Raw genomic sequence first — 19,876 nt, forward strand, 5'->3', positions numbered from 1 at the left:
AGCGGGTTTACCCGGCCGCTGGTTCGGGTGGAACGGCGCCAAGATCCCTCACGAAGCCCGCCGCGCTGCCCCGCGGAGCACTGCGGCGTGCCCCCGCGAAGGTCAACGACTGGGCTGCGCGGACGGCGGGTTCGCCGGCGCCTGGCTCGGTGCGGCGCTCGCCGGGTTCTCCGAGTTGTAGGTGTCGAGCGCGGACACCTTCCACTTGCCGTCCACCTGCTGCATGTTCAGCCACAGCTGTGCGCTGCCGCTCGAGGTCTGGTTCTGATCGGTGCGCGTCGCGGTCTGGTCGACGAACACCATCACCCGCGCCCGGTCGCCTTCGAGCCGGACCACCGCGCTGCGGCTCGCCTTGACCGTGACCACGATCTTCTGCTGCGGCGCGAGCCGCTCGACCTCGCCCATGAGGCTGTCGTAGCGCGCCTTGACCTCGTCGTTGAGCAGCAGGTCCTTGGCCGCGTTCTGGGTCTTGGGGATGTTGTTGAAGTCGTAGGAGAACAACGTCTCGGCGGCGCTGGTGGCGGCCTGGTTGACCTGTGACGTGCGCGCAACGTCCAGCAGGGCGGTGTTCTCCGTGGCGTCGCTGAGCTGGCGGCCCTTGATCATGAAGAACACCGCGAGCCCGGTCAGCACGAGTGCGAGCCCGAACAGCACGCCGGCGATGATGAACGGGTTCCGCGGGACACGCTCGGTGGTCTGGCGCTCGGCCGGCTCGGCCACCGCCGCCTCGGCTTCGGCGAAGTCCGACGGCTTCGGCTCGCCCGCGTCCCGGCTCTTGGGCCGCGGGCTCGGCTTGCCGGCCGGGGAAAGCTCCTCCGGTGTCTCGATCTCGTCCTCGCGCGGGCGGGGGCTCGGCGACGGCCGGCGCAGGCCCGCTACCCGGGGCCGCCGTACCGAATGCTGCGGCCGGTTGCTGGATGGCACAACGAACTCCGTTCCGCGCTTACTGACCGCTGCTCACGAGCGGCACCGAACCAATCCGGGACACCTTCCAGTCCGTCCCGACCCTGGTCATCTCGACCTCCAGCCGCAGCGGCTTCGGGACCGGCTGCTGCCCCTCCTGCGTGACCAGCGTGCTGATCGCGGCGAGGAAGCTGGCCTTGCCCGCGTGGTCGTCGAGCTCCTCGACGCCGATGTCCTGGACCGTCGTGGTGACCTTCGTCTTGGCCTGCGTCACCGACTGGCGGAAGTTGGCCTCGGAATTCTTCATCAGCGTCTGCATCTCACTGGTGGAGATGTCGCTGACCCGCTGGAAGAACGCGTCCGGATTGGTGTAGTCCACCTCCGTGTACGCCTTGACCGCGACCGAGCCCTGCTTGACGACGTCGTCGCGGGCCTGGGCGAGCGCGAGGTCGTCGTTGCCCGAGGCCGACCACCACCGGATGCCGAAGAAGGCCGCGAGGATGAACGCGGCGGTGACGAGCGCGGCCGTGCCGAGCACGAGATAGCGGCTGGTCGAGGCGCGCTCGGGGTCGTCGGAACTCATATCCACTCCAGGGTAGAGAGCCAAGATCGGGCGCCCGTCAGCCGGGCAACGCGAGCAGCGCCGCGAGGCTGTTGAGGGACACCGCGGGCGAACCCGCGACACCGGGCGTCGCTGCCTGCTCGGCGAGCTGTTGCTGCGGCCGGTTCGCGTTCTGGTCGAGCTGCTGCTGGTCCGGCGCCGTCGGCACCCCGTTGTACGGCGCGTTCTGAGAGCCGCGGACGTCGATCGGGCTGCCCGTCGGCTCGGCACAGTAGGCCTTGAAGTCCGGTGTGCGTTCGGTCGTGTCGGCACCGGTGCGGTAGTTGCCCGGGTTCTGGTAGCCCTTGGTGCACGGCGGCGGGTCGAACAGGTTGAGCACGAGGCCGAGGTGCGCGGTGCCGTCGCCAGGCACGACGCTGCGGGCCCCTGCCGAGAGTGCCGGGTAGGTCACCATCACCTGCTCGATGCCGCTTTGCCGGGTCAGCAGCAGGTTCGAGGTGGTCAGCAGGTTCGCGAACAACTCGGCGAGCCCCGGCCCGGTGTCGCTGACCAGCTGGTTGATCGACCGCGCGGCACCCGGCGCGGTCTGGATCAGCCGGCGCAGGTCGGGATCGGAGCTTTTCAGTGTCGCCGAGAGATCCTTGAGGTTCCGGCTGAACTCGGCCAGGTTCGACGCTTCGGCGTTCTGCGTGTCGAGCACCTTGCCGCCGGCGTCGAGCAGTTGCACGGTCTGCGGCAGGTTCTGCTGCGCTGACCTGGTGAAATCGCGCAGGGTGTCCATCAGGACCTGCAGATCGTTGCCGGTGCCGTTGAAGGCGTTGTACGACTCGTCGACGACGGTGCGCAGGGCGTCGGTGGGCACGGATTTCGCCAGCCCGTCCAGGTCGCTGACCACTTGCTCGGTCGCGATCGGCGTTTTCGCCTTCTCCGCCGGGATGACCGTGCCGGCCTGCAAGTACGGGCCGGCATCGCCGGACGGGCGCAGGTCGACGAACTGCTCGCCGACGGCGGACCGGTCGGCGATCACCGCCTGCAGGTCGGCGGGCACCTTGGGGGTGCCGGGGTCGATATTCAGCTCGGCCTCGAGCCCGCTCGCGGTGAGCCGCAGCGGACCGACGCGCCCGATGTTGTAGCCACGGTAGGTGACTTCGGCCCCGGTGAAGATGCCACCGGACTGGCTCAGCTCGAGTTTGACGGTGTAGCCGTTCTGCCCGAACATCTGCCCGAGGCCGGCGAACCGGATGAGCGCGTAGACGATCGCGACGACCGAGATCACCACGAACGCGATGAGCTGGATCCGGGTCCTGCGTATCAGCATCAGGCGCCTCCCCCGAGCAGGCCGAACAGGCTGCCGAGCCCGGACTGCGGCTGCGGCTGACCGGGGTTCGGCGCGGTGTTCTTCGGCCCGGTGTTCAACGGCAGCGGCAACCCGTTGCCCGATGGCGTGCCACCGGCGAGACCGTCCGGCAGGATGCCCGACAACGGGTTGTCCCGGCTGCGACCGAGGTTCTGCAACACGGTCTGCAGGTTCAGATCGATGTTCGCGTACAGGTTGAAGTAGTCGCCCTTCGCGCCGGCCAGCGCCGCGTCGGTGAACGGGTAGGTGAGCAGCAGCTCGAGCGACTTCGGCAGATCCGAGCCGGCCTGACCGAGCTTCTGCAGCGTCGGCAACAGCGCCCGCAGGTCCGCGACGAGATCCGCCTGGCTCTTGGTGATGGTGTCGACGGTGACGCCGGACAGCCGCTGCAGCGCCTGCAACATCGTGACCAGCTGGGTGCGCTGCTGTTCGAGCACACCGAGACCGGGGCCGAGATTGTCGATCGCGCCCGCGAGCTGGTCCTTCTGTGTGACCAATGTGGACGAAAGGCGGTTGAGGCCGTCGAGCGCCCTGGTGATGTCGCCCGACTGTTTGTCCAATGTGGACACCAGCTGGTTGGCGTTGTCCAGCAGGTTCCGGATGTCGGGTTCCCGGCCCGAGGTCGCCGAGTTCAGCTCCTTGGTGATCGTGTTGAGCTGCTCCACCCCGCCGCCGTTGAGCAGCATCGACAGCGAGCCGAGCACCTCCTCCACGTCGACGCTGCGGTTGGTCCGCTCGAGCGGGATGTCGGCGTTGTTCGCGAGCGCGCCCTGGGCGAGATCATCGCCGGGCGAGGCCAGCTCGACGTATTTCTCCCCGAGGAGGCTCGACTGGCGGATGTTCGCGAGTGCGTTGGCCGGCAGCTTCACGTCACCGTTGATCTGCATCGTCACCTCGGCATGCCAGCCGTCCGGGGTGAGGCCGATGGATTCGACGCGGCCGACCGGCACCTCGTTGACCTTGACCCCGGACTTCGGCACGAGGTCGAGCACGTCGGAGAACTGGGCCTTCACCGTGTACGGGTGAGCACCGACGTCGGCGCCGCCGGGCAGCGGGACGCTGTAGATTCCGCCGAACCCGCACCCGGCCAGTGTCAGCGCGGCCGCGGTGACGACAGCAGTAACGCCGCTGAGCGCGAGGCGGTTCACTTCGACGCCCCCGATCCGGTCAGGTCCACGAACGGCAAGGGCAGCGGTGGCAGCTGGCCGTGTTGCAGCGCGTACGCGGTCTGGGCCAGCGAAGGCAGTTTCGCCGTACCGTCGAGGATCGGCTCGACCTTGTCACACAGGTTGCCCACCGCGGCGAGCTGTTTCTGTTCCTTGAGCAGTCCGCACACCATCACGATCGGCGGCTGGGTCAGCTCGTTGAGGTTCGGCCGCGCATCGAGCGTGCCCGCGGAACCGTTGTAGGCGTTGGCCACGTTGCCGAGACCGACCGGCGCGATGTCGAGGATCTGGGCGAGCGCACTGCGCTGATCGACGAGCACCTTCGTCACGCTCGCCAGGTTGTCCACATTGGACCGCAGTTGGTCGTGATGGGAATCGATGAACTGCTGCACCATCGCCAGCGTCGTGCCCAGCTGCCGCACGGTGGCGGCGAGATTGTCCTTCTCCCCCGCCAGATAGCCGCTCACGTCGGCCAGCTGCGACTCGAACTGCCGCACCTGCTTGTCGCTGTCGGCCAGGGTCTGCGAGAAGTTCGCGAGATTGCCGACGGTCGCGAACAGGTCGTTCTTGTTGCCCGACAACGTGGTCGACAGCTGGGACAGCTTCGTGATCGTGTCGTGCAACGACTGGCCGTTGCCGTCGAAATTGTTCGACAGCGTGGTCAGCAGGTCCGACAGCGAGCCGTTCTTGTTGACCCCGTTGGGTCCGAGCGACTGGCTGATCTTGTCGAGGCTCGAGTACAGATCGTCCACCTCGATCGGCACCGCGGTGCGGTTGAGCGGAATCGTCGCGCCGTCGGCGATGATCTTGCCGCCGGTGTACGCCGGAGCGAGTTGCACGTAGCGGTCGCTGACCAACGACGGTGCGACGATCGCGGCCTGCGCATCCGCCGGGAGCGCGATGGTGCGGTCGTACTCCATGTCGACCCGCACCTGGTTGCCCATGGGCTGGACCCCGGTGATGGTGCCCATGTCGACGCCGAGCACCCGGACGCTGTTGCCGACATACAGCCCGATCGCGCTCGGGAAGTACGCCGTGACGTGTTTCTTGTTGGCGTCTTTGAGCGCCCACCACAGCACTCCTGCGACAACGAGGCCCAGCACACACGCGATCGCGACGCCACGCGCAAGCGACTGTCCCAAGCGGGTGTCCGTCATTTCTGGTTACACCCCTCCTGGTTCAACGGGCCGACCGAAGGCAGCAGCAACCCGCAGATGTAGTTGTCGAACCAGTGCCCGTTGCCCACGGTGTTGGTGAACACCCGGATGTAGGGCGCGAACTTCGCGATGCCCTGCGCGAGCGAGTTCTGGTTGCGCTGCAGCATCGAGGTCAGCTGGTCCAGCGAGTTCAGTACCGGGGTCAGCTGCGCGTCGTTGTCGTTGATCAGCCCCTGCAACTGCTTCGACAGCTCCTGCGACCCGGTCAGCAGCGTTGAAATCGCTTGCTCCCGTTGGGAAATCTCGTCGAGCAGCTGGTTGCCGTCGGTCAGCAGCCTGGTCAGCTCCTGATCGCGGTCGGCCAGTGTCTGGCTGATCTGCTTGGTGTTCGCCAGCAGCTGCGACAGCTGGGTGTCGCGCTTGGCGACCGTGTCCGACAGCTGTTGCAGCCCGGAGAGGGCTCCCTTGAGCTCGGCCGGTGTGCCGGACAGCGTCTGTGACAACGTGTCGAAGCTGCGTGCGAGCTGCTGGGTGTCGATCTGGTCCACTGTGGACGAAAGGTCCCGGAAGGCGTCGAGCACGTCGTAGGGGGAGAGCGTGCGCTCCTTCGGGATCGTCGTGCTCGGGTTCAGCGTGCCGCTGCCCTGCGGGTCCAGCGCCAGGTACTTCTGCCCCAGCAAGGTCTTGATCTTGATGGCAGCGCTGGTCCGATCGCCCAGCCACGCGTCCTTGACCTTGAACGACACCTTGACCTGCGCGCCGTCGAGGGACACGTCGGTCACCTTGCCGACCTTGACCCCGGCGACCCGTACCTCGTCGTCCGGCTTGAGCCCGGCCGCCTCGGTGAAGTCCGCGGAGTACGTCGTGCCGGCGCCGATGATCGGCAGGTTGTCGGCGTTGAGCGCGACGACAAGGCCCAGCACCATCAACACGAGGCCGACGACCGCGATGGGCACGGGATTGCGCGACTGGAAGCTTTTCATGACTGGCACCGCGGCTGGGTCGACGGCTGCAACGGGATCTCGATGGCCGGGACCACGGGTGGCAGCGCGACCGTCCCGTGTGTCTGGCAAAGGAAGAAGTTGAACCAGGAGCCGTAGTCGGCGGTGCTCGTCAACTTGGTCACCTTCTGCGGCAGGTACTGGATGAAATGCTCCACCAGTGCCTGGTTGTCGTTGAGGTTGTCGCTCAGCACCCCGAGTGCGGCGATGTCGTTCTTGAGCGGATCCCGTGCCTTGTCGAGCAAACCGGCCGTGGAGTCGGCGAGCCCACCGAGCGCGTCGATCGCGTCGCCGATGGGTTTGCGGTCCCGCGCGAGTCCGCTCACCAGCTGCTGCAGGTTGACGATGAGCGTGTTCAGCTGCGGGGTGTGTGCGTTGACCGTGTCGAGCACGCTATTGAGATTGTCGATGACCTGGCCGATCACCTGATCCTTCTGCGCGATCGTGGTGGTCAGCGTCGCGGTATGCGCGAGCAGGCTGTCAATCGTGCCACCTTCTCCTTGCAGCACCTGGATTATCTCGTAGGACAGCTTGTTCACGTCGTCCGGGTTCAGCGCCGCGAACAGCGGTTTGAACCCGTTGAAAAGTTCGTCGAGATCGAGTGCTGGCGTGGTGTGCTCGAGCGGGATCGTCGAGCCCGGCTTGAGCTGGGTCCGGTCGTCACCGACGCCCTGTGCGAGCGAGATGTACCGCTGCCCCACCAGGTTCCGGTACTTGATCGTCGCGGTCACGTCCGCGGGCAGCGTGCGGCCCGAGTCGACCTCGAAGTCGATCTGCGCCTGCCTGCGGTCGACGATCTTGACCTCGGTGACCTGTCCGACCTTGACGCCCGCGATGCGCACGTCGTCGCCGGGCAGCACCAGTGTCGCGTCGGTGAAGCGGGCGCTGTAGTCCTTTGTGGACCCGGTGTTGATGTTGGCGATACTGATCCCGAGTATCGCGGTGAACAACACGGTGACCACGATGAAGATGGTCAACTTGATCAGCGGTGCGGCCAGTCCCCTCATTGCACGGTCACCTCCGTCCCGCGGTACAGCGGCCCGACGAGCAGCCCGCTCCAGCCGGGCATCTGCTCGGGTGTCAGCCCGACCTGCGGGCCGACCAGCTGGGCCAGCAAGTCCTGCTCGGCCGGGGTGTTCGCGGGGTTGCCCGCGGTGGACGCGCCACCGTTGTAGCCGCCCGCGGTGGCCGTGCTGTTGGCCGGCACCAGCCCGTCGCCGGCGGTTTTCGACCCCGGTCCCGGCTTGGTGCCGTCTTTGATCGGGCCGTCCGGCGGATACTGCGGGAACGGCTGGGGGAAGTCCTTGATGTCATAGCAGCGCGGGCCACGCTTGTCGTCGAACCGTGGCTCGTCGCGCCCAGCCACGTACTTGCCCCGGTTGACCACGACCTCGAGCGTCGCGTGCAGCCCCGGCTGGTTCGTGCCCTTGCCGAACGCCTGATCCAGCAGCGGCACCAGCTCTTTCATGCCACCGAGGAAACACGGGTACTCGGGCGCGTACTTAGCGAGCAGCTCCGCCGTCGGGCGCGCGCTGTCGCTGAGGCTGATCAGGTTGCTCGCGTTGGCGCGCAGAAAGGATTCCACGGTCTGCGACGTCTGTGTCACATCACCGTAGAGCCGCCGCAGGTTCTGCTGCTGGTCCACAATGGTCTTACTGGTCGTCGAGAAGTTTTCCAGCGTCTGCACCAGATCCGGCGCGCTCCTGTTGAGGTTGTCGGAGAACTTCGCCAGTGACTGGAGATTGTGTTGCAACTCCGGCAGATGCGGGTTCAGACCGTCCAAATAGGTCCCCAGCTCCGACAACGTCTGGCCGAGCTGGTCACCCCGGCCCTGCAGCGCCGTGGAAATCGCGGTCAGCGTCGCGGACAGCTTCTGTGGCTGCACGGCCTGTAGCACCGGCATCAGGTCGTCGAGCGCCTTCGACAGCTGCACCGCGGCCTGTGAGCGGTCCTCGGGAATCACATCGCCGCTGCGCAGCGTGGTTCCGGCCGGCTGCTGCGGGATTTCCAGCGACACATACCGTTCGCCGAACAATGTCTTCGGCAGGAACCGGGCGGACACGTTCGACGGGATCATGGTCGCCGACGCCGGGTCGAGCGCGAGTGTCAGCTCCGCTCCCTCCCGGGTCGCGGCGATCGACTTCACCGAACCGACGATGAGCCCGCGCACCTTGACGTCGGACTGGTCCAGCAGCTGGTTGCCGATGTCGCCCGCTTCCAGTTTCACGTCGACGTACTTCGTGAAAGCCTTGTTGTACAAGGCGATGCTCAGCGTCACCCCGGCCGCCATCACGACGATCAGCAGCAGCCCGAGCAGCCTGCGGCGCAGCGTCTTCATCCCGCGATCCTCACCGTCGTCGTCGTGCCCCAGATGGCGAAGCCGATGAAGAAGTTGATGATCGCGACGGTGACGATGGAGAGCCGGACCGCACGGCCCACCGCGACACCGACCCCCGCGGGGCCGCCGGAGGCGCGGTAACCGAAGTAGCAGTGGGTCAGGATGATCACGACACTGAAGATCAGCACCTTGACGAACGAATAGAAAACATCCTGTGGTGGCAGGAAAAGATCGAAGTAATGATCATAGGTTCCGGCGGACTGGCCGTAGATGTAGACGACCACCAGCCGCGATGCCAGGTACGACGACAGCAAACCGATGATGTAGAGCGGGATGACCGCGACGAAGCCGGCGATGATCCGGGTCGTCACCAGATAAGGCAGGCTCGGCACCGCCATCACCTCGAGCGCGTCGATCTCCTCAGAGATCCGCATCGCGCCCAGCTGCGCGGTGAACCCCGCGCCCACCGTCGCCGACAACGCCAACCCGGCCACGAGCGGCGCGATCTCGCGGGTGTTGAAGAACGCAGTCAGGAACCCGGTGAACGCCGAGGTGCCGATCGAATTCAGCGCCGAATAGCCCTGCAGACCCACGAGCACACCGGTGAACAGGGTCAGCCCGACCATCACGCCGACCGTGCCGCCGATCACGGCGAGCGACCCGGAACCGAAGCTCACCTCGGCCAGCAGCCGCAGGACTTCCTTGCTGTAGCGACGAATCGTGCGCGGCGTCCACGCCAATGCCCTGAGGTAGAAGGACATCTGGTCGCCGAAGGTGTCGAGGACCTCGAGGGGCCGGTTCGCGATGCGTTTCGCGTTTTGGCCGAACGTCGCCATGATCAGCTCAACTTTCCGGGCACGATCTGGAGGTAGACCAGGGTGATCACGAAGTTCACGACGAACAGCAGCAGGAACGTGATGACGACCGACTGGTTGACCGCGTCACCGACCCCCTTCGGCCCACCGGCGGGGTGCAGCCCGCGGTAGGCCGCGACGACGGCGGCGATGAACCCGAAGATCAGCGCCTTGAACTCACCGACCCACAGGTCCGGAAGCTGTGCCAGCGCGGAGAAACTCGCCAGATACGCGCCAGGCGTCCCGCCCTGCAACACCACGTTGAAGAAGTAGCCGCCGAGCACCCCGATCACGCTGACCATGCCGTTGAGCAGCAACGCGACCAGCATCGACGCGAGCACCCTCGGCACGATCAGCCGCTGCACCGGGGAGACGCCGAGCACCTCCATCGCGTCGATCTCCTCGCGGATCGTGCGGGCACCGATGTCCGCGCAGATCGCGCTACCGCCCGCGCCCGCCACCAGCAGCGCGGTGACCAGCGGGCTCGCCTGCTGCACGGTGGCGAGCACGCTGCCGGCGCCGGTGTAGGACTGCGCGCCGAGCTGGCGGGCCAGCGATCCGAACTGCAACGAAATGACGGCGCCGAACGGGATCGCGACGAGCGCGGTGGGCAGGATCGTGACGCTCGCGATGAACCAGGACTGCTGGATGAACTCCCGGAACTGGAACGGCCGCTGGAAGAACCCGCGGATGATGTCCAGCCCGAGGGCGAACAGCTTCCCGGTCTCCCGCAGCATCCCGGCGCCCGGGATCTTGGCTGGAGAGGCCGTCTGGCTCATCGTGCCCCCGGCCCCTGTTCAGGCCGGCCGGACCGGGGCAGCCGCGCCACCTCGCCGGTGGGCAGCTGACCCTGGTGATGGCTCGGCACCGGTTGCGTCTCGACGGTCTGCTCCCAGGTGGGTGTGGTGGTGCGCGGGTAGACGCCGTAACGCCGCTGCTCCTCTGGACTGAGGGACGCGATGATCCCTTCCTGCGCGGCGTCCGGAAGCTTGTGCAGGATCTTCATGACGCGGTCCTTGCGGCGGATCGCGCCTTGCCGCGTCGGCAATCCTGGCGCGGGCTGCATCTGCGGCGGGATGCCGACGACCTCCTCGACACCACCGGCGTGATGCCCCGCCTCGAACATCGCCCGCTCCGCCGCGATCGTCGCCGAGTCCTTTTCCTCGGACATCCCGATCGGCCCGTCCATCCGGCCGTTGAGGAACTGCTTGACGACCGGCTCCTCACTGGTGAGCAGCACTTCGCGCGGCCCGAACATGACGAGCTCCTTGCGGAACAGCATGCCGAGGTTGTCCGGCACCGTGCGGGCCAGGTTGATGTTGTGGGTGACGATCAGGAACGTGGCGTCGATCTGCGCGTTCACGTCGAGGAACAGCTGCGAGATGTACGTGGTGCGGACTGGGTCCAGACCAGAGTCCGGCTCGTCGACGAGGATGATCTCCGGGTCCAGCACCAGCGCCCGCGCGAGCCCGGCACGTTTGCGCATACCACCGGAAATCTCGCCGGGCAGCTTCTTGTCCGCGCCGGCCAGACCCGTCATCTCCAGCTTTTCCAGCACGATGCGGCGGATCTCGGTCTCGGACTTCTTGGTGTGCTCGCGCAGTGGGAAAGCCACGTTGTCATACAGGTTCATCGAGCCGAACAGCGCGCCGTCCTGGAACAGGACCCCGAAGAGTTTGCGCGTCTCGTACAGCTTGTGCTCACTGCAGCGGACGATGTCGACGCCGTTGATCACGCACTTGCCACGGTCCGGCTTGAGCAGACCGATCATGGACTTCAAGAAGACGGACTTACCGGTCCCCGACGGCCCCAGCATGACCGACACCTCACCGGGCGGCAGGGTAAGCGTCACGTCCCGCCAGATGGTCTGTCTGCCGAAGGACTTCGTCAGACCCTCGATGACCACCTCGGCACCCATCGCACCTCCCGGAGCTCCTACGGTGACGGCTCACACACCCTAGACAGGTTGCGCACGGTGAGCGCGTCCGCGTCATGTTTTCCAACGAGCAGGGCGCGGTGCAGGTTACTCACGAGTTTGGCAATCCACAAACCAGGTGAAGGAAAAAGACGGGGAATGTTCACCTTGTCACGCGGTGCTTGCGGAGGGCTTCGCCGGTGGCCTCGCGGTACGCGCTAGACCTCGATCAACCGCCGCAGCACAAACCGGATCGCCTCGATCTCCGACTTGTCGAGACGCGCACTGTGCTGCTTGACCAAACGCCGGCGGCTGATCGACTTGAGCTGATCACACATAGCGAAGCTCGGCTTGCCGAGCGAGTCGAGCCGCGGCTGGAAGGGCAGCCCTCTGTCTTTTGACGTACAAGGCACCACGAACACAAGATCGTTGGGCAACTCGCAGGCGAACGCCGAACCCACGACCACGGCAGGCCGCCGGCCCGCCTGCTCTCGGCCGATCTGCGGGTCGAAGTCAACCCACCACACCTGCCACGGCCAGGCCGTCCGGATCACTCAGTGACCTCGGTGTCCACGTCGGCAAGTTCGCTGCTTTCCCGCAGGTAGTCGTCCGCCATTTCCGGATCGGCGGCCAGCCTGGCCAAGGCGCGTCGTGACTCGTGTTCGAAAAGCAGCACACCGAGCGCATCGTCGAGCGTGGCGCCGCCAAGCTCGGTCTCGGCAATCCGGGCGAGCCGATCGCGATTCGCTTGATCCACCCGCATACTTGTCTGCATTCGGCCAGTATGCACGATGAATGCCGCATTCCGCCGACCCGGCAAACGAAAAGGGCGGGCACCCGGAAAACCGGATGCCCGCCCGTAAAGCGTGGAAACTACTTGACGCTGACCTTCGCGCCGGCAGCTTCGAGCTTCTCCTTGGCGGCGTCGGCCGCTTCCTTGTCGACCTTCTCCAGCAGCGCCTTCGGGGCACCCTCGACGAGGTCCTTGGCTTCCTTCAGGCCCAGGCCCGAGACGACCTCGCGGACAACCTTGATGACCTGGATCTTCTTGTCGCCGGCACCCTCGAGGATGACGTCGAACTCGTCCTTCTCCTCCTCGGCCGGGGCGGCAGCGGCACCCGGGGCGGCGGCCGCGACGGCGACCGGGGCGGCGGCGGTGACGTCGAAGGTGTCCTCGAACTTCTTCACGAAGTCCGAGAGCTCGAGCAGGGTCAGCTCCTTGAACGCGTCGAGCAGTTCGTCGGTGCTCAGCTTCGCCATGATGGCGTTCCTTTCTTTTTCAGGTTCGGGGGGTGATTACGGTCAGCTCTCGGCCGGTGCGTCGCCGCTTTCCTGCTGCTGCTTTTCCTGCAGCGCGGCGGCAAGGCGGGCCACCTGGGACGCCGGCGCCTGGAACAGCGCGGCGGCCTGGGACAGCTTCGCCTTGAACGCGCCCGCTGCCTTGGCGAGCAGGACCTCACGGCTGTCGAGATCGGCGAGCTGGTTGATCTCGTCCACCGTGAGCGAACGGCCATCCATGTAGCCGCCCTTGATCACGAGCGCGTTGTTGTCCTTGGCGAAGTCACGAAGCGCCTTGGCGGCGTCAACCGGCTCACCTTCGACGAAGGCGATGGCGGTCGGACCGACGAACAGCGCTTCGAGACCCTCGACCCCGGCGTCCTCGGCGGCACGCTTGACGAGGGTGTTCTTCGCGACCCGGTACTTGGCACTGGTGCCGAGAGCGCGGCGCAGCTGGCTGAGCTGGGTCACCGTCAGACCGGTGTACTCGGTGACCACGGTGGCCGAGCTGCTGCGGAACCGGTCCGCGATCTCGGCGACGGCTGCCACCTTGTCGGGCTTCGCCATTCCTCGCCTCCTCTCTTGGCTGTGACCGCCGGCCGGTGAAGGAGCCTGAAACGACGAAACGCCCCAGCGCAGCAGGCGCGGGGCGTCAAACCGGTGCGCGCATACGCACACCGAACCTCGTTCCTCCTGCGCGGGTCGCCCGCGTTGCGGGGCCTTCGTTCCGCACGGTGTGCGGAAAACCAGCGGTCTTCGGTAGAACCGTCATTCAGTGTACCCGGGTGTCACGCGGGATTTTCCCGGGGCCTGCCATCATGGGCGGGTGGCTGGAGACGAGTCCGAAGACCGCGGTGAACTGGAGCGCGCACGGGCCGCGGAGCCGGCCCAGCCGTCGCTGGATCCCGAGCAGTTACGTCAATTTCAGCAATTCCAGCAGTTCCAGGACTATTTGAAGTTCACCGAGGCCCAGAAACAGAGCGGGCAGGTGGTATCAGCGCAGCCGGGCGGACCTCCGGTGCCGCCACCGCCGCCGGGCGCTGTGGTGCAGGCGCCGCGGCCCCGGCTCCCGATGCCCCGGTTCGTCAAGCGGGCCCTCGCGTCGGTGCTTTCAGCGCTGATTTTCCTTGCGGTGCTGGGGATCGCGGGCAAACTGCTGTACGACCACTTCTTCCCGCCGCAGGACGACACCAAGCCCGCGTCGGAGACCGGCGGCGGGACGTATCACGCGAACAAGATCCTTTCGACCGAGCCGTACGAGGCGGTGCGGAAGGTGTACCAGCAGATCGCGCAGAACAGGCCGGATCTGGCCTGCGGCTACTTCGACATCCCGGTGCAGGACCGGTTCGCCCGCGACGTCAACGCAGCCGACTGCCGGCAGGCAGTGGTGACGCTGAAAGGGCAGGTGCGCAACGTCAACGACTACGCCGAGTCGATCTCGCCGCGGCAGTACGACCTCAATGCCACCACGTTCACCATCAACTCGTGCGATTTCCCCATCACCGGCGGTCCCGCGCTCGGCACGTTCACCGTCACGAAGGTCGACAAAGGACAGTGGCTCATCACGGGCCACACCCCCGGGCCCGCGACCTGCCCCGCCCCGACGTCATAACCAAAAAAGAGCCGGTTCCCGCTCGGGGAACCGGCTCTTTTCGTTGCACGATCAGGCGTTCGCGTCCTCGGAGAGGAGGTTGCGGGTGCGCGCCGGGTCGACCGGGATGCCCGGGCCCATAGTGGTGGAGAAGGTGATCTTCTTGAGGTACCGGCCCTTCGCGGCGGACGGCTTGGCCCGCAGGATCTCGTCGAGCGCGGCGGCGTAGTTCTCCACGAGCTTCTCGGCGTCGAACGAAGCCTTGCCGATCACCAGGTGCAGGTTGGCCTGCTTGTCCACCCGGAAGTTGATCTTGCCACCCTTGATGTCGGTGATGGCCTTGGCGACCGCGGGGGTCACGGTGCCGGTCTTGGGGTTCGGCATCAGACCACGCGGGCCGAGGATGCGGGCGATGCGCCCGACCTTCGCCATCTGGTCCGGTGTCGCGATCGCGGCGTCGAAGTCGAGCCAGCCACCCTGGATACGCTCGATCAGCTCGTCGCTGCCGACCGCGTCCGCGCCGGCGGACTCGGCCTCGGCGGCCTTGTCACCGACGGCGAAGACGATCACGCGGGCGGTCTTGCCCGTACCGTGCGGCAGGTTCACGGTGCCGCGGACCATCTGGTCGGCCTTGCGCGGGTCCACGCCGAGACGTACCGCCACCTCGACGGTGGCGTCCATCTTGACCTTGGAGGTTTCCTTCGCGAGCTTCGCCGCGTCGAGCGGGGCGTACAGCCGGTCGCGGTCGATCAGCTCGGCGGCCTGACGATAGGCCTTGCTGCGCTTGGTCATGCTCTGTCCTTTGGATCAGTGTGGTGCCGGGCCAGCGCTTGGCCCTCCCACAGATGTTTCGGTAGGGATTATTCGACCGTGATGCCCATCGACCGCGCCGTACCTGCGATGATCTTGGCTGCCTGGTCGATGTCGTGGGCGTTGAGGTCGCTCTTCTTGGTCTCGGCGATCTCGCGCACCTGGTCCCAGGTCACCTTCGCGACCTTGGTCTTGTGCGGCTCACCGGAGCCCTTCTCCACACCGGCGGCCTTGAGCAGCAGCTTCGCGGCCGGCGGGGTCTTGAGCTTGAAGTCGAACGACCGGTCTTCGTACACGGAGATCTCGACCGGCACCACGTTGCCGCGCTGCGACTCGGTGGCGGCGTTGTAGGCCTTGCAGAACTCCATGATGTTGACGCCGTGCTGACCCAGCGCGGGGCCGACCGGCGGGGCCGGGTTCGCGGCACCCGCCTGAATCTGCAGCTTGATGATCGCTGCAAGCTTCTTCTTCTTGGGTGGCATTCCTGTTCCTCTTCACTACTGGCTTCCCCGCGCGCCTGCCTGCACGCGGACGCCGACGATCCAGTGTACGGACCGTCAGATCTTGGAGACCTGGTTGAACGAGAGCTCGACCGGCGTCTCCCGGCCGAAGATCGACACCAGGACTTTCAGCTTCTGCCCGTCGGCATTGACTTCGCTGATCGTGGCGGGCAGCGTCGCGAACGGGCCGTCCATGACGGTGACCGACTCGCCGACCTCGAAATCCACCTCGACGGGCGCGCTGCCGAGACCGGTCTCGGCGGCAGCGGCCTCGCCCTTGGCCTTCGCCGGGGCGGGCTTCTCGACCTTCGGCGCCAGGAACTTCAGCACATCGTCGATGGTCAGCGGGGAGGGCTTGTTGGTGGCGCCGACGAACCCGGTGACACCCGGGGTGTTGCGCACCGCGCTCCACGACGCGTCGTTGAGGTCCATCCGGACCAGGATGTAGCCGGGCAGCACCTTGCGCTGCACCTGCTTGCGCTGGCCGTTCTTGATCTCGGTGACCTCTTCGGTGGGCACCTCGATCTGGAAGATGAAGTCCTCGACGTCCAGGGTCTGGGTCCGGGTCTCGAGGTTGTTCTTGACCTTGTTCTCGTAGCCGGCGTAGGAGTGCACCACGTACCACTCGCCGGGCAGCGACTTGAGCTCCGCGCGGAGCTTCTCCACCGGGTCGTCGTCGGCGGCTTCGGGCTCGGTCTCGACGAGTTCCGGCTCGACGGGCTCTGACTCGGTGGCGACGACGGCGTCCTCAAGGTCGGTCTGCGCCTCGGCGGTGCCCTCGGCTACCTCGTTCGCGGGCTGCACCGGCTCGTCAAACTCGTCACCGGCGGCCACACCGTTCTCGGAGGTCACGTTCCGTCCTCTCAGTTGATCGCTTGTCGTGCTGGTACCGGCCTGTCGCGTGTGGCGCGCCTCAGCCGAACAGCCAGAACACGCCCTTGCGGAACACCCAGTCCAGCAAGTAGACCAACGCGACCATGAAAGCCACGAAGACCAGCACCACGGTGGTGTAGGTGACCATCTGGTTCCGCGTCGGCCAGATGACCTTACGTAGCTCCGCCCACACCTCGCGGGTGAACCGCACCAACCTCGCCAGCAGCGAGGGCTTTTTCTCCTTACGGGCCCGCTTCGGAGTCGCCTTGCCCTTGGCTTCGGTGACCCCGTCGGCCGAGGAAGCCTTGGCCGGACGCGCCTTGTCGGCGTCCTTGGCCGTGGCCTTGCCTGCCGGGCGCGCGGAGGCACGGCGCTCGCGCCGAGCCGCGGCGGTGACCGGGCGAGAAGTCCGCTTGGACTCCTGTTCCTTCTCTCCGCCGGCGTCGCTGTCGCTCACGACTTCTCCTCCGCTTGGACCACCTGTTACGTCGACGCAGGGGTGACAGGACTTGAACCTGCAACCTGCGGTTTTGGAGACCGCTGCTCTGCCATTTGAGCTACACCCCTTTGAGCTCGACCACCGCTCGCAGGACGCCTTTCACCAACCCCGTAACCGGTACGGGGCCAAGCGCCGGACGTTCCAAGTTCAGGAGTCTACGGCAAGCGTTCTGACACCTTTCAACCGAGCCTCCCGCTGCCTTGCGGGACACCCGCACCCGGTCGGCACCAACGGCCGGCTCCGCCATTATCGGCCATCAGTGCTCCCCTACTGTGGCGGAAAAGCATGCCACAGCGTGGGCCCACCTGCATGCCTGATCACAATCGGTGCATGCCACCATGGGGCCATGACCTCTACCGCTACCCGCCCGCGCATCTCGGCTCGCATCGCCGGCATCACGCCGTCGGCGACTCTTGCGGTGGATGCGAAGGTGAAGGCGCTCAAGGCCGAGGGCCGGCCGGTGATCGGCTTCGGTGCGGGACAGCCCGACTTCCCGACGCCGGACTACGTCGTCGAGGCCGCCGCTGCCGCCGTGCGCGACCGGGCCAACCACGGCTACACCGCCGCCGCCGGGCTCCCCGAACTGCGTGAAGCGCTCGCCGCGAAGACGCTCCGCGATTCCGGGTTGTCGGTCCAGCCGTCGCAAATCCTCGTGACCAACGGCGGTAAGCAGGCGGTGTATTCCGCGTTCGCGACGCTGCTGGATCCGGGTGACGAGGTGCTGTTACCGGCGCCGTACTGGACCACGTATCCCGAGTCGATCAAGTTGGCGGGCGGTGTCCCGGTGCAGGTCACCGCGGACGAGTCCACGGGTTACCTGGTTTCGGTGGAGCAACTGGAAGCTGCCCGCACGGACCGGACGAAGGTGCTGCTGTTCAACTCGCCGTCCAACCCCACCGGTGCCGTGTACCCGCGTGAGCTGATCGAGGCGATCGGCAAGTGGGCTCACGAGCACGGGATCTGGGTTGTCACGGACGAGATCTACGAGCACCTCGTGTACGACGACGCGAAGAACTACTCGCTGCCCGTCGTGGTGCCGGAGATGGCGAACCAGACGCTGGTACTCAACGGTGTCGCGAAGACATACTCGATGACGGGGTGGCGGGTCGGCTGGATCATCGGCCCGCAGGACGTCGTCAGGGCGGCTTCGAGTTATCAGACTCACTTGTGCGGCAACGTTTCCAACGTTGCCCAACGCGCCGCCCTCGCGGCGGTTGCCGGTCCACTGGATGTGGTCGAGGAGATGCGTGCGGCGTTTGACGTGCGCCGCAAGCGAATCGTGTCGATGCTGTCGGAAATCCCGGGCTTCGAATGCCCGACCCCGAAGGGCGCGTTCTACGCCTACCCGTCGGTGAAGGGCGTGCTGGGCAAGGAAATCCGCGGCGAGCGTCCAGCGGACACGCTGGCACTGGCGGACCTCATCCTGCGCGAGGCCGAGGTCGCGGTCGTACCCGGTGAGGCTTTCGGGACACCGGGGTACTTCCGGTTCTCGTACGCACTCGCCGAGGCAGACTTGGTGGAAGGCGTCAGCCGCGTCGGAAAGCTGTTGGCGGAAGCCAAGTAGCCGTGAAGCGTGGTCCTGTCGCCCTTCGGCAGGACGACGCTTCAGCTGTCTACTCCAGATCGAAGGCGTTGCGGATCGCCACGGCGAGTTCGCGTTCCTGCCACGAAAGCAGAAAGCCGAGATGCCGCCCCAGGTCGGCTTTCGAAATGGTGTGGATGTTGTCGCAGCTGATCACGCTCTCGTGGTCGAGCCCGTTGGCCGCTCCGACCGCAACCTCGGTCGAGATTCCGCGAACCGTCGCCGTAATGGGGGCCACCGTCACGCGGGTCAGGTGCGGTCGTACGAGTTCCCGCGTCAGGACCACAACGGGTCGCATCTTGTCCAGACGCGCAGCGTGAATCGGGCGCATCAGTCGAGGTCGTCCAGCGGGGTGCGGGCCGCGTAGTCGGTCAGCCCCGCGAGATCATCCCGTTGGCCGGAACTTTGCCGGAGGATTTCGACGTCGCGCTCGGCGATGATGCGCCGGCGCTCGTGCTCCAACGCGCGGGACACCAGTTCGGCCCTGCTCGCGGCTCTGCCCTCATCGACGACGTCATCGATGAACGAGACCAGCTCATCTGGCAGCCGCACCGCGATCTGCTTGCTCATCCCATAACGGTACCGGTTTGGGATGCACTACCTCACGATCGCGGTTGCTTTACCCAGTACGGTTTTTCCGTCGAACTTGGCGGTGATGTCCACGCGGGCGGTACCGTCGTCGCGGATTTCGGCTATTTTGCCGGTGAATTCGACCAGGGCGCCCTTGTCATCGTCGGGGACGACGACCGGGCGGGTGAACCGGCATCCGTACTGCACCAGGCGCCCCGGGTCACCCAGCCAGTCCGTCGCCAGTCTGCCGCCCAGGGCCATGGTGAGCATGCCGTGTGCGATCACGTCCGGCAGGCCGACCTGCTTCGCGAACCGTTCGTTCCAGTGGATCGGGTTGAAGTCCAGCGAAGCGCCCGCGTACCGCACCAGCCGCTCGCGCGTGACCAGCACCTGCAATGGCGGCAGCTCCTCGCCAACCTGGTACGCCATCACGCACCCTCCCCACGGACGACGAGCTGAGCGCGTGTGGTGCACACGTGACCGCCGTCGGCGTCCGCGATCTCCGCGCGCACGGTCAGGAAGTCGTTGCCCGCCCTGGCCATGATGCTCTCAACGTACGTCGTCAACCTCAGTTGATCACCGGCGTGGACGGGTCGGGTGTACTGGAAACTCTGGTCGCCGTGCACCATCCGCGAGTAGTCCAGGCCCAGTTCCGGGTCGGCGACGATCGTGTTGATGGCGGCCAGGTTGATCACCGTGAGGAACGTCGGCGGGGCGATCACATCCGGGTGGCCGACGGCACGAGCCGCTTCCGGGTCACGGTAGATCGGGTTCTCGTCACCGATCGCGTCGGCGAACTCCCGGATTTTCTCCCGCCCGACTTCGTACGTGCTGGTCGGCGGATAACTACGCCCGATGAACGACTGATCCAGTGCCACGCACAGCACACTACCCAGCGAGGATGCCCCGCCCACCCGGAC

General features: G+C 66.3%; 25 protein-coding genes and 1 tRNA gene. 2 read left to right on the forward strand and 24 right to left on the reverse strand.

The window, feature by feature from the left end:
- Positions 1 to 102: 102 nt before the first annotated feature.
- The 15 genes from GKO32_RS27795 to rplJ all read right to left on the reverse strand — a co-directional run bounded on the left by GKO32_RS27795 (position 103) and on the right by rplJ (position 13,098).
- A complete protein-coding gene (locus GKO32_RS27795; protein WP_312868640.1) occupies positions 103 to 924 on the reverse strand; it encodes a hypothetical protein in 822 nt (273 codons plus the stop codon).
- A gap of 19 nt (positions 925 to 943) precedes the next feature.
- Positions 944 to 1,486, reverse strand: coding sequence for an Rv1363c family protein (locus GKO32_RS27800; protein ID WP_154759861.1), 543 nt, complete (start codon positions 1,484 to 1,486; stop codon positions 944 to 946).
- A gap of 37 nt (positions 1,487 to 1,523) precedes the next feature.
- Entirely contained in the window at positions 1,524 to 2,783 is a 1,260-nt protein-coding gene (locus tag GKO32_RS27805) for an MlaD family protein (protein WP_154759862.1), read from the reverse strand.
- Complete coding sequence (locus GKO32_RS27810) at positions 2,783 to 3,970, reverse strand: MCE family protein (RefSeq protein ID WP_312868641.1); 1,188 nt, start codon at positions 3,968 to 3,970, stop codon at positions 2,783 to 2,785. The genes GKO32_RS27805 and GKO32_RS27810 overlap by 1 nt, the downstream gene beginning before the upstream one ends.
- A complete protein-coding gene (locus tag GKO32_RS27815; RefSeq protein WP_154759863.1) occupies positions 3,967 to 5,145 on the reverse strand; it encodes an MCE family protein in 1,179 nt (392 codons plus the stop codon). The genes GKO32_RS27810 and GKO32_RS27815 overlap by 4 nt, the downstream gene beginning before the upstream one ends.
- Positions 5,142 to 6,128 (reverse strand): MCE family protein, encoded by a 987-nt coding sequence (locus GKO32_RS27820; protein WP_154759864.1) that lies wholly within the window; start codon positions 6,126 to 6,128, stop codon positions 5,142 to 5,144. The genes GKO32_RS27815 and GKO32_RS27820 overlap by 4 nt, the downstream gene beginning before the upstream one ends.
- Complete coding sequence (locus GKO32_RS27825; protein ID WP_154759865.1) at positions 6,125 to 7,153, reverse strand: MCE family protein; 1,029 nt, start codon at positions 7,151 to 7,153, stop codon at positions 6,125 to 6,127. The genes GKO32_RS27820 and GKO32_RS27825 overlap by 4 nt, the downstream gene beginning before the upstream one ends.
- The gene (locus GKO32_RS27830; protein ID WP_154759866.1) at positions 7,150 to 8,484 is read right to left on the reverse strand and encodes an MCE family protein; all 1,335 of its coding nucleotides are present in this window, start codon (positions 8,482 to 8,484) and stop codon (positions 7,150 to 7,152) included. Before GKO32_RS27830 ends, GKO32_RS27825 begins: the two co-directional genes overlap by 4 nt.
- The gene (locus tag GKO32_RS27835) at positions 8,481 to 9,320 is read right to left on the reverse strand and encodes an MlaE family ABC transporter permease (RefSeq protein ID WP_154759867.1); all 840 of its coding nucleotides are present in this window, start codon (positions 9,318 to 9,320) and stop codon (positions 8,481 to 8,483) included. The genes GKO32_RS27830 and GKO32_RS27835 overlap by 4 nt, the downstream gene beginning before the upstream one ends.
- A gap of 2 nt (positions 9,321 to 9,322) precedes the next feature.
- The gene (locus GKO32_RS27840; protein ID WP_166459757.1) at positions 9,323 to 10,117 is read right to left on the reverse strand and encodes an MlaE family ABC transporter permease; all 795 of its coding nucleotides are present in this window, start codon (positions 10,115 to 10,117) and stop codon (positions 9,323 to 9,325) included.
- Complete coding sequence (locus GKO32_RS27845) at positions 10,114 to 11,256, reverse strand: ABC transporter ATP-binding protein (protein ID WP_154759868.1); 1,143 nt, start codon at positions 11,254 to 11,256, stop codon at positions 10,114 to 10,116. Before GKO32_RS27845 ends, GKO32_RS27840 begins: the two co-directional genes overlap by 4 nt.
- A gap of 215 nt (positions 11,257 to 11,471) precedes the next feature.
- Positions 11,472 to 11,807: a type II toxin-antitoxin system PemK/MazF family toxin gene (locus tag GKO32_RS27850; protein ID WP_208024565.1), complete on the reverse strand. Its 336-nt coding sequence runs from the start codon at positions 11,805 to 11,807 to the stop codon at positions 11,472 to 11,474.
- Positions 11,804 to 12,028 (reverse strand): hypothetical protein, encoded by a 225-nt coding sequence (locus GKO32_RS27855; protein ID WP_154759869.1) that lies wholly within the window; start codon positions 12,026 to 12,028, stop codon positions 11,804 to 11,806. Before GKO32_RS27855 ends, GKO32_RS27850 begins: the two co-directional genes overlap by 4 nt.
- A 98-nt stretch (positions 12,029 to 12,126) precedes the next feature.
- A complete protein-coding gene (gene rplL / locus GKO32_RS27860) occupies positions 12,127 to 12,513 on the reverse strand; it encodes a 50S ribosomal protein L7/L12 (RefSeq protein ID WP_154759870.1) in 387 nt (128 codons plus the stop codon).
- 42 nt (positions 12,514 to 12,555) lie between these two features.
- Positions 12,556 to 13,098: a 50S ribosomal protein L10 gene (gene rplJ, locus GKO32_RS27865; protein ID WP_154759871.1), complete on the reverse strand. Its 543-nt coding sequence runs from the start codon at positions 13,096 to 13,098 to the stop codon at positions 12,556 to 12,558.
- A 259-nt stretch (positions 13,099 to 13,357) separates the two neighbouring features.
- On the opposite strand from rplJ, the gene GKO32_RS27870 reads away from it, so the two are divergent.
- The gene (locus GKO32_RS27870) at positions 13,358 to 14,143 is read left to right on the forward strand and encodes a hypothetical protein (protein WP_312868643.1); all 786 of its coding nucleotides are present in this window, start codon (positions 13,358 to 13,360) and stop codon (positions 14,141 to 14,143) included.
- Positions 14,144 to 14,194: 51 nt separating this feature from the next.
- Here the strand turns inward: GKO32_RS27870 and rplA are convergent, their stop codons facing one another.
- The 5 genes from rplA to GKO32_RS27895 form a co-directional block, all read right to left on the reverse strand.
- The gene (rplA, locus tag GKO32_RS27875; RefSeq protein ID WP_154759872.1) at positions 14,195 to 14,914 is read right to left on the reverse strand and encodes a 50S ribosomal protein L1; all 720 of its coding nucleotides are present in this window, start codon (positions 14,912 to 14,914) and stop codon (positions 14,195 to 14,197) included.
- A 68-nt stretch (positions 14,915 to 14,982) separates the two neighbouring features.
- Positions 14,983 to 15,414, reverse strand: coding sequence for a 50S ribosomal protein L11 (rplK, locus tag GKO32_RS27880; protein WP_139095431.1), 432 nt, complete (start codon positions 15,412 to 15,414; stop codon positions 14,983 to 14,985).
- 75 nt (positions 15,415 to 15,489) lie between these two features.
- Positions 15,490 to 16,284 (reverse strand): transcription termination/antitermination protein NusG, encoded by a 795-nt coding sequence (gene nusG / locus GKO32_RS27885; protein ID WP_312868644.1) that lies wholly within the window; start codon positions 16,282 to 16,284, stop codon positions 15,490 to 15,492.
- A gap of 61 nt (positions 16,285 to 16,345) precedes the next feature.
- A complete protein-coding gene (gene secE, locus GKO32_RS27890) occupies positions 16,346 to 16,762 on the reverse strand; it encodes a preprotein translocase subunit SecE (protein WP_312868645.1) in 417 nt (138 codons plus the stop codon).
- A gap of 37 nt (positions 16,763 to 16,799) precedes the next feature.
- Positions 16,800 to 16,872, reverse strand: a tRNA-Trp gene (locus GKO32_RS27895).
- A 278-nt stretch (positions 16,873 to 17,150) separates the two neighbouring features.
- Between GKO32_RS27895 and GKO32_RS27900 the strand changes: the two genes are divergently transcribed.
- Complete coding sequence (locus GKO32_RS27900; protein ID WP_154759873.1) at positions 17,151 to 18,368, forward strand: pyridoxal phosphate-dependent aminotransferase; 1,218 nt, start codon at positions 17,151 to 17,153, stop codon at positions 18,366 to 18,368.
- Positions 18,369 to 18,417: 49 nt separating this feature from the next.
- Here the strand turns inward: GKO32_RS27900 and GKO32_RS27905 are convergent, their stop codons facing one another.
- From GKO32_RS27905 to GKO32_RS27920, 4 genes are read right to left on the reverse strand one after another with little or no spacing between them, the layout of a single operon-like run.
- A complete protein-coding gene (locus tag GKO32_RS27905; RefSeq protein ID WP_281354302.1) occupies positions 18,418 to 18,684 on the reverse strand; it encodes a type II toxin-antitoxin system PemK/MazF family toxin in 267 nt (88 codons plus the stop codon).
- A 32-nt stretch (positions 18,685 to 18,716) separates the two neighbouring features.
- On the reverse strand, positions 18,717 to 18,956 hold the full coding sequence (locus GKO32_RS27910) for a ribbon-helix-helix domain-containing protein (protein ID WP_154759875.1): 240 nt from the start codon (positions 18,954 to 18,956) through the stop codon (positions 18,717 to 18,719).
- A gap of 27 nt (positions 18,957 to 18,983) precedes the next feature.
- A complete protein-coding gene (locus tag GKO32_RS27915; protein ID WP_154759876.1) occupies positions 18,984 to 19,385 on the reverse strand; it encodes a MaoC family dehydratase in 402 nt (133 codons plus the stop codon).
- On the reverse strand, positions 19,385 to 19,834 hold the full coding sequence (locus tag GKO32_RS27920) for a MaoC family dehydratase N-terminal domain-containing protein (RefSeq protein ID WP_312868648.1): 450 nt from the start codon (positions 19,832 to 19,834) through the stop codon (positions 19,385 to 19,387). The genes GKO32_RS27915 and GKO32_RS27920 overlap by 1 nt, the downstream gene beginning before the upstream one ends.
- Positions 19,835 to 19,876 lie beyond the last annotated feature (42 nt).

It is taken from the genome of Amycolatopsis pithecellobii (assembly GCF_009707865.1).
Classification (GTDB): domain Bacteria; phylum Actinomycetota; class Actinomycetes; order Mycobacteriales; family Pseudonocardiaceae; genus Amycolatopsis_E; species Amycolatopsis_E pithecellobii.

What these genes read in the sequence shown, in the direction of transcription:
- GKO32_RS27800 (WP_154759861.1), bottom strand. Translation starts at nt 1,486, where the DNA reads ATGAGTTCCGACGACCCCGAGCGCGCCTCGACCAGCCGCTATCTCGTG.
- GKO32_RS27805 (WP_154759862.1), bottom strand. Translation starts at nt 2,783, where the DNA reads ATGCTGATACGCAGGACCCGGATCCAGCTCATCGCGTTCGTGGTGATC.
- GKO32_RS27815 (WP_154759863.1), bottom strand. Translation starts at nt 5,145, where the DNA reads ATGACGGACACCCGCTTGGGACAGTCGCTTGCGCGTGGCGTCGCGATC.
- GKO32_RS27820 (WP_154759864.1), bottom strand. Translation starts at nt 6,128, where the DNA reads ATGAAAAGCTTCCAGTCGCGCAATCCCGTGCCCATCGCGGTCGTCGGC.
- GKO32_RS27825 (WP_154759865.1), bottom strand. Translation starts at nt 7,153, where the DNA reads ATGAGGGGACTGGCCGCACCGCTGATCAAGTTGACCATCTTCATCGTG.
- GKO32_RS27830 (WP_154759866.1), bottom strand. Translation starts at nt 8,484, where the DNA reads ATGAAGACGCTGCGCCGCAGGCTGCTCGGGCTGCTGCTGATCGTCGTG.
- GKO32_RS27835 (WP_154759867.1), bottom strand. Translation starts at nt 9,320, where the DNA reads ATGGCGACGTTCGGCCAAAACGCGAAACGCATCGCGAACCGGCCCCTC.
- GKO32_RS27840 (WP_166459757.1), bottom strand. Translation starts at nt 10,117, where the DNA reads ATGAGCCAGACGGCCTCTCCAGCCAAGATCCCGGGCGCCGGGATGCTG.
- GKO32_RS27845 (WP_154759868.1), bottom strand. Translation starts at nt 11,256, where the DNA reads ATGGGTGCCGAGGTGGTCATCGAGGGTCTGACGAAGTCCTTCGGCAGA.
- GKO32_RS27855 (WP_154759869.1), bottom strand. Translation starts at nt 12,028, where the DNA reads ATGCAGACAAGTATGCGGGTGGATCAAGCGAATCGCGATCGGCTCGCC.
- rplL (WP_154759870.1), bottom strand. Translation starts at nt 12,513, where the DNA reads ATGGCGAAGCTGAGCACCGACGAACTGCTCGACGCGTTCAAGGAGCTG.
- rplJ (WP_154759871.1), bottom strand. Translation starts at nt 13,098, where the DNA reads ATGGCGAAGCCCGACAAGGTGGCAGCCGTCGCCGAGATCGCGGACCGG.
- rplA (WP_154759872.1), bottom strand. Translation starts at nt 14,914, where the DNA reads ATGACCAAGCGCAGCAAGGCCTATCGTCAGGCCGCCGAGCTGATCGAC.
- rplK (WP_139095431.1), bottom strand. Translation starts at nt 15,414, where the DNA reads ATGCCACCCAAGAAGAAGAAGCTTGCAGCGATCATCAAGCTGCAGATT.
- GKO32_RS27900 (WP_154759873.1), top strand. Translation starts at nt 17,151, where the DNA reads ATGACCTCTACCGCTACCCGCCCGCGCATCTCGGCTCGCATCGCCGGC.
- GKO32_RS27905 (WP_281354302.1), bottom strand. Translation starts at nt 18,684, where the DNA reads ATGCGACCCGTTGTGGTCCTGACGCGGGAACTCGTACGACCGCACCTG.
- GKO32_RS27910 (WP_154759875.1), bottom strand. Translation starts at nt 18,956, where the DNA reads ATGAGCAAGCAGATCGCGGTGCGGCTGCCAGATGAGCTGGTCTCGTTC.
- GKO32_RS27915 (WP_154759876.1), bottom strand. Translation starts at nt 19,385, where the DNA reads ATGGCGTACCAGGTTGGCGAGGAGCTGCCGCCATTGCAGGTGCTGGTC.